Annotated in this window: 6 protein-coding genes; 3 read left to right on the forward strand and 3 right to left on the reverse strand. The window is 72.0% G+C overall.

What is annotated here, in order from left to right; all coding sequences use genetic code 11:
* Positions 1-1,435: condensation domain-containing protein (locus AB0J09_RS51740; RefSeq protein WP_360709095.1), on the reverse strand; the 1,435-nt coding region annotated here is incomplete at its 3' end.
* Complete coding sequence (locus tag AB0J09_RS51745; protein WP_360709108.1) at positions 1,432-2,910, reverse strand: condensation domain-containing protein; 1,479 nt, start codon at positions 2,908-2,910, stop codon at positions 1,432-1,434. The genes AB0J09_RS51745 and AB0J09_RS51740, both read right to left, overlap by 4 nt.
* Positions 2,911-3,026: 116 nt before the next feature.
* Here AB0J09_RS51745 and AB0J09_RS51750 point away from each other — a divergent pair, with 116 nt between their 5' ends.
* Entirely contained in the window at positions 3,027-4,217 is a 1,191-nt protein-coding gene (locus AB0J09_RS51750) for a transposase (protein ID WP_360709097.1), read from the forward strand.
* Here AB0J09_RS51750 and AB0J09_RS51755 read toward each other — a convergent pair.
* Complete coding sequence (locus AB0J09_RS51755; protein WP_360709099.1) at positions 4,193-5,698, reverse strand: class I adenylate-forming enzyme family protein; 1,506 nt, start codon at positions 5,696-5,698, stop codon at positions 4,193-4,195. The two genes, AB0J09_RS51750 and AB0J09_RS51755, sit on opposite strands and share 25 nt — an antisense overlap.
* 168 nt (positions 5,699-5,866) lie before the next feature.
* Here AB0J09_RS51755 and AB0J09_RS51760 point away from each other — a divergent pair, with 168 nt between their 5' ends.
* A complete protein-coding gene (locus AB0J09_RS51760; protein WP_360709102.1) occupies positions 5,867-6,100 on the forward strand; it encodes an acyl carrier protein in 234 nt (77 codons plus the stop codon).
* On the forward strand, positions 6,093-6,766 hold a 674-nt coding region (locus tag AB0J09_RS51765; RefSeq protein ID WP_360709105.1), incomplete at its 3' end, for a hypothetical protein. The genes AB0J09_RS51760 and AB0J09_RS51765, both read left to right, overlap by 8 nt.

The following is a 6,766-nucleotide window of genomic DNA, read 5'->3' on the forward strand; positions in this document are numbered from 1 at the left end:
CCGTGCGCGACGCCTCCCGCCACCGCGTCCGTACGGCCTCCGCCACCGCCGCGGTCATGGCGGCCACCATGGGGGCTAGGAACAGGTCCACGACCGTGCCGGACGGCACCTCCAGCGCGGTGTCGTTCCAGGCGGCCAGGAGCCGCCGCTCGTCGGCGGGCAGCAGCTCCAGCTCGGACACCCGCGCATCGGGACGGTGGGCGACGGACTCCAGCAGCGTGCGATAGCGCGCCGCGAAGCGCTCGGCCGTCGGCGGCTCGAACAGCTCGGCGCTGTAGACGAACGCGCCGCGCAGGCCGTCGCCGTGCGGCCACAGGTCCACCCGCAGGTCCACCATCGCGGGCGGCGCCCCGTGCGGGAACGGCACGCTCTCCAGCCCCGCGAACGTCGAGGCCTCGCCGTACCCGACCGCCGCGTTGTGCAGTCCGAACATGGTCTGGAAGAGCGGCGTGCGGCTGAGGTCGCGCTCGATGTCGAGCGCGGACAGCACCCGCTCGATCGGCGTCTCGCCGTGCGCCATCGCCTCCAGCACGGTACGGCGGGTCCGCCGCAGCAGTTCGGTGAACGTGGGATCGCCCGACAGGTCGCCCCTGAGCACCAGCGTGGAGGCGAACAGCCCGACCATCGGCTCCAGCTCGGGCCGGTCGCGCCCGGCCGTGGGCGAGCCCACCACGATGTCGTCCTGACCCGTGTGCCGGGCCAGCAGCGCCTGGTACGCGGCCAGCAGCACCATGAACAGCGTGCACCGCTCCGCCCTGGCCAGCCGCCGCAGCGACCCCGCCAGCGCGGGGTCGAGGGCGAACCACGCCTCTCCGCCCGCGCTGCCCCGCCGGGCCGGGCGCGGCCGGTCCACCGGCAGCTCCAGCGGCATGGCACCGTCCAGTTCGGCCGTCCAGTAGGACACGTCCGCGTCCGCGGCCCGCTGCGCCTCGGCGTACTCGGCATAGCTCGTCGCCGGCTCCGGCAGCGCCGCCCGCCTGCCGTCCTCGCGGGCGGCGTAGCACGTGGCCAGGTCGTCCATGAGCACGTTCAGCGACCAGCCGTCGCCGATGATGTGGTGCAGCACCACGCAGAGCACGTGGTCATCGGGGGCGAGCCGGACCAGCGTGACGCGCAGCGGCGGCGCGGAGCCCAGCTCGAAGGGGATGTTCGCGCGCTCCTCGAGCAGCCGTTCGGCCTGCTCCGGCGTGTCGAGGTCGACCCGCTCGACCGGCACCGGCCCCGGCGGGTCCACGACGGCGACCGGCTGGCCGTCGTCGCTGGGGAAGCGGGTGCGCAGCGACTCGTGCCGCGCCACCACGTCGGCGAACGCGCCGGTCAGCGCGCCGATGTCGAGCGGGCCGCGGATCCGGCGCACGACGGCGACCCGGTAGGCGGGGTCGGCCGGGTCGAGCCGGTGCAGGAACCAGAGCCGCTCCTGGCCGAGGGAGATCATGCGCGCAGCTCGCTGACCGCCGCCGCCACGCCGCCGACCGTGGGATCGTCGAGGAACACGTCGAACGGCACCTCGACGCCGAGCCGTTTCCTGATCCGCGCGCTGATCTGCGTGATCGTCAGCGAGTGGCCGCCGAGGTCGTACAGGTCCTCGTCGGGGGCGATGTCGTCGATCCGCAGGACCTCCATCCAGATCTGCCGCACCTGCTCGACCAGCTCGCCGTCGAGCGTCCCCGTATCCGCGTGCGGTACGGGGGCCTCCACCGGCGGCGCCGGCACCGGCACGGCGGCGGGCAGGGGCAGGTCGGCGAGCCTGAGGCCGGGGTCGGCGGCCAGCACGGCGCGCAGATGCTCCCCGGCCAGCTCCACGAGCTCGCGCTCGATGATGTCCGGGCTGTAGTGCAGGGTGAGCAGGAGCCCGTCGTCGCTGTCCACGGCCTGCAGATGGAGCACGTTCCTGACCATGTGGTTCGACATCTTCCACTCGGCGGCCAGCTCCAGCCCGGGGAAGGCCGCGTCGGCCGCGCGCCGCCGGAAACTGATCGACACGGGCGCCAGCGCCGGGCGCGGCCTGATACCGCCCGCCGCCCTGGCCGCGGGGACGTCGCGGAAGCGGTTCAGCTCGCGTAGCTGCGCCCGCAGGTCGTGGGCCAGCTCCGCGAGGGTGGTGCCGGGCGTGGGCGCGGAGTAGACGGGTAACTCGGTGGCGAACAGGCCGATGTGGTCCCTGGTCTCCTGCCGTCTGGTGGACATGGCGACGGCGACCGCCGTCTCGGCGTTGCCGTACCTGAAGAGCAGGGCGTGCACGGCCGCCAGGAACAGCTCGAACCGCGTGACCCCGGCCCGCTCCCACCCGGACATCTCGGCCGTCAGATCGAGCAGGACCGTCTCGCCATGGCCTGCCGTCCGCGCCGTCCTGGCCACGCCGCCGGCCACCACCGCCTGCAGGTCCCGCCAGCGCTCGCGCCAGTACGCCTCCGCCTCGGGCGGGATCGAGGCGGCCGCCCCGTATGGCATCGGCAGCGGCGGCAGCGGCCCGCCCGAGTACGCCGCCGCCAGGTCGCGCACCAGCAGGTCCTTCGACTCGCCGTCGAACACCAGATGGTGCCCCACGAACAGCAGCAGATGCCGCGACGGCGACACCTCCACCAGCGTGAACCGCGCCAGCGGCCCCCGTCCCAGGTCGAACGGCCGGGCGATCTCCTCGCGGATGAGCGCCTCCGGGTCCGCCGCCCGTACGAACTCGACCGGCGGCCGGTCGACGGCGGGCACCAGATGCAGCTCGCCGTCGCGGTCCTCGAACGCGCACCCCAGCACCGGGTGGCGGGCGAGCACCGACTCGCACGCCTTCAGCATCGCCCCCCGGTCCAGCGGGCCGTCGAACCACATGGCGAACGGCATGTGGTAGGCCGTGCCGGTGGCGTGCATCACCTCGGTGATCCACATGCCGTGCTGGGCCTGCGATGCCAGGACCATCTTCACCGGACACCCACAACGTGGACGTCCCGTCCTTCAGAACAGGAAGTAACGGTGGAACGGTGGGACACGGCGGTCTCCTGGTTTTGTCGGTGGTGATCGGTAGGTTGCTGGGCGTGTCCCGCTATCGGTTGCAGCCGACGCCCGCCCAGGAGGCGGTGCTGTTGGAGCATTGCGGGCATGCCAGGTTTGTATGGAATTTGGCAGTGGAGCAGTACGCTCACTGGAGGCCGGGACGTAGATCCGCGCCGGGGTTCGCCGAGCAGTGCCGCCAGCTCACGCAGGCACGGGCCGCCTTCATGTGGTTGAGGGTGGGTTCGATCATCGTGCAGCAGCAGGCGCTGAAGGACTTCGCCCAGGCGATGGCCAACTTCTTCGCCGGCACTCACCGCCGCCCGACCTGGCGCAGGCGAGGGCGGAGCCAAGGCTTCCGGATCGTCGCGGTGAAGGCGGGCGATGTGCGCCGCCTGTCCCGTAAAGTGGGTGAGGTGCGGGTGCCCAAAGTCGGTTGGGTGCGGTTCCGGTGGTCCCGCCGCGTGCCGGAGGGTGTGAAGTCGTATCGGATCACTCGGGATCGGGCCGGCCGCTGGCACGTCGCCTTCGCCGCGATCCCCGAGCCGATCCCGAGTCCGGGCACCGGTGAGGTGGTCGGGGTGGATCGTGGTGTGGCCGTGTCGGCCGCGCTGTCCACGGGCGAGATGGTTTCCGCGCCCGGCCTTCGAGAGACGGAGCAGACGCGGCTCAGGCAACTGCTGCGCAAGCTGGCAAGGGCCAAGCGCGGTTCGCGCCGGCGCGCTGCGGTCAAGCAGGCCATCGCTAGGTTGAAGGCCCGTGAGACTGACCGGCGTAAGGACTGGGTGGAGAAGATCTCGACCGGCCTGGCGCGGCGTTTCGACGTGATTGCCGTCGAGGACCTCAGGATTGGCAACATGACGCGGTCGGCCAAAGGGACGCTCGCCGAGCCGGGCAGGAACGTCCGGGCCAAGGCCGGGCTCAATCGGTCGATCCTCGCGGCCGGCTGGGGACAGTTGGTCGAAAGGCTGGAGCACAAGGCTCCCGGCCGGGTGGTGAAGATCAATCCCGCATTCACCAGTCAGCGGTGTTCGGCGTGCGGGATCGTGGATCGGGAGGCGCGCGAGAGCCAAGCCGTCTTCCGCTGCCGATCCTGCGGATACGCCTGCAACGCGGATGTGAACGCGGCCAGGAACATCAAACTGGCGGCAGGGCATGCCGTGTCTGCGCGGGAAGGGCCACGGGTTGCCGGGCCGGTGCACTGCGAACCTCAACCCATCCTCCTCTCAGCGTGAGATGGGCTGGAATCCCTCGCCTTCACTTCAGGCGGGGGAGGCTGCCAATCCTCTGCCATACGGCGCAGTTCCCGCTTGATGACCTTGCCTGCGGTGTTCCTGGGCAGGGCGTCCAGGTTGAGCAGCAGCGAGGGCAGCTCGTGCCCCGCCAGCCGGGGGCTCAGGAAGGCGCGCACGTCGCTGAGCGCCAGCGGCTCCGTGGTCACCACGGCGGCGGCCACGGCCATGCCCATCACCGGGTGCGGCACCCCGAACACCGACGCGTCCGCCACGGCCGGGTGCTCGTGCAGCGCCGACTCCACCTGTAGCGTCGAGACCTTGAACGCGCCCGACTTGATCACGTCGCTCTCCCGGTCGACGAGATACAGGTAGCCCTCTTCGTCGAGGTAGCCGAGGTCGCCCATGCGTACCCAGCCGTCCTGGAAGGCGTCGTCCCGGTCGGAGCCGTAGTACGCGCGCGGGTGCGCGGCGGCCCGCAGCCACACCTCGCCGGTCTGCCCGGGCTCGACCGGGTTGCCCTCGGAGTCGGCGATCTTGAGCCTGGAGCCGCCGGCCGCGCGGCCGAGCGAGCCGGGGCGTTCGGCGTCGTAGATCATGATGGTCTGCGCCGGGGCGGCCTCGGTGGAGGTGTAGTAGTTCGCGACGGTGGCGTTCGGGAACGCCGCGGTCAGCTCGGCGGCCACCTTCGGGGGCAGCGCGGCGGCGGCCGAGCCGAGCAGCAGCACGCTGGACAGGTCGTGGCGGTCCTGCACGCGGGCGCCCAGCAGCTCGACGGCCATGGCGGGGACGACGAAGACGGTGCCGGCCGCGTACGACTCGATGAGGGCGGCGAAGCGGGACGGGGTGAAGAGCGGGAGCGTGACCACCGCCGGGGCGGCGGTGAGCGCGTGGAGCAGCATCACCTGGCCGGCGTTCGTACCGATGGGGAAGGCGTGCACCAGATGCCGGGAATGCGCGAACGGGCGGCGCTTGGGGTGCACGGGCGGGGAGGTCAGGTTCGCGTGGGTGGCGGCGACGCCCTTGGGGCGGCCGGTCGTGCCGGAGGTGTAGAGGATCTGGGCGAGCGACCGCGGATCGATCTCCGGCAGGACCGCCGTACCGGATCTTTGGGGGCCGGATTGCTGCGATAAGTCCTCGTACGGAATGCCCTGGGGGAACGTCGTGCCGCGGCCGTGCACCACCGTCGTCGCGCCGCAGTGCTCGACCATGTACGCCAGCTCCGGCGGGGCGAGCCGGTCGGACAGCGGCACCGCCACGCCGCCCGCCTTCAACACGGCCATCCAGCTCACCGCGTAGTCCAGCCAGTCACGGCCGCCGAAGACCAGCGCGACCCGATCGCCCTCGAGCGGCCCGGGGAGCGCGCGGGCGACGGCGGTGGAGCGCTCGTCCCACTCGGCCAGGGTCAGGCTGCCCTGACCGGCGACGATCAGCGCTTCGTGGCCGGGGTCGGTGGCGGCTCGGGACGTCAGGAGATCGGGCACTGGAAGGGCCGACTGAACCACCCCCAGAATTATTTTCGTCGTGCCGCTTGACGCTAGAAAAAATGCACAAATGCGTCAAGCCCTTACCTACAGGCGCTTGCCGACATCTGGCACCGCGTGACACACTCGCCCCGGATTCCCCGACGAGGGAGGGTTCACCAGGTGCTGATGGATGGGGAGCTCCACGAGCGGCTCGCCGACATGATCGCCAAGGCCGCCGACGGCGCGGTCGATCCGGCCGAGGTGCTGGCCGGACAGGCCCGGCTGAGCGATCTCGGCGTCACCTCGCTGGCTTATTTGCGGCTGATCGACGCGGTGGAGGCCGAGTTCGGGGTCGAGCTCGACCCGGCCGCCGTCGACAGCCTGGACGCGCTGGTGGACTACGTACGGCTCCATGCGTGAAGCCTGCGACGTGCCACTGACTGTGCCGCTGACCTGGGGGCAGCAGGACATCTGGCGCGCGGTCGTCGCAGCCGCCCCGCAGGAGCGCTACCTCAACATCGCCCGCTCCTTCGCCGCCCCCAAGCGGCGGCCCATCACCGTGGAACGCGCCGCCCAGGCCCTCGAACGGCTGGTCGCCAGGCACGAGTCGCTGCGCACCCGGCTCGCCGGGCCCCGCGACGCGCCGTTCCAGCGGATCTCGGCGGAGGTCCGCCCTCCCTATGAGGTGGTCTCGGAGCCCGTCGAGGAGGTGTGCGAGCGGCTGGCGGCCGAGCCGTTCGCGTACTGGGAGGAGTGGCCGCTGCGGGTGGCGTTCGTGGTGGCCGGGGGACATGTCCGGCACATCGCCTTGGTTCTGTGCCATCTCGCCGCCGACGGCCACGCGGCCGACCTCGTGGTCAAGGACTTCCGCCTCCTCCTGCTCCGCGACTCGCTGCCGCCCCCGGGCGGCGCCACGCCCCGGGAACTGGCCGCGTGGCAGCGCTCGGACGCCGGCCGGCGCGTGTCGGAGGAGACGATCGCCTCCTGGCTGGACGAGTACGCCCGCATGGACCCCGTGCCGCCGTCCTCGCACGTGCCGGGGGAGCCGCGGTTCCTGGAGGCCACGCTGCGCTCGCCCGCGCTGGC

The organism is Nonomuraea sp. NPDC049784 (genome assembly GCF_040659615.1).
Classification (GTDB): domain Bacteria; phylum Actinomycetota; class Actinomycetes; order Streptosporangiales; family Streptosporangiaceae; genus Nonomuraea.

What these genes read in the sequence shown, in the direction of transcription:
- AB0J09_RS51745 (WP_360709108.1), bottom strand. Translation starts at nt 2,910, where the DNA reads ATGGTCCTGGCATCGCAGGCCCAGCACGGCATGTGGATCACCGAGGTG.
- AB0J09_RS51760 (WP_360709102.1), top strand. Translation starts at nt 5,867, where the DNA reads ATGGATGGGGAGCTCCACGAGCGGCTCGCCGACATGATCGCCAAGGCC.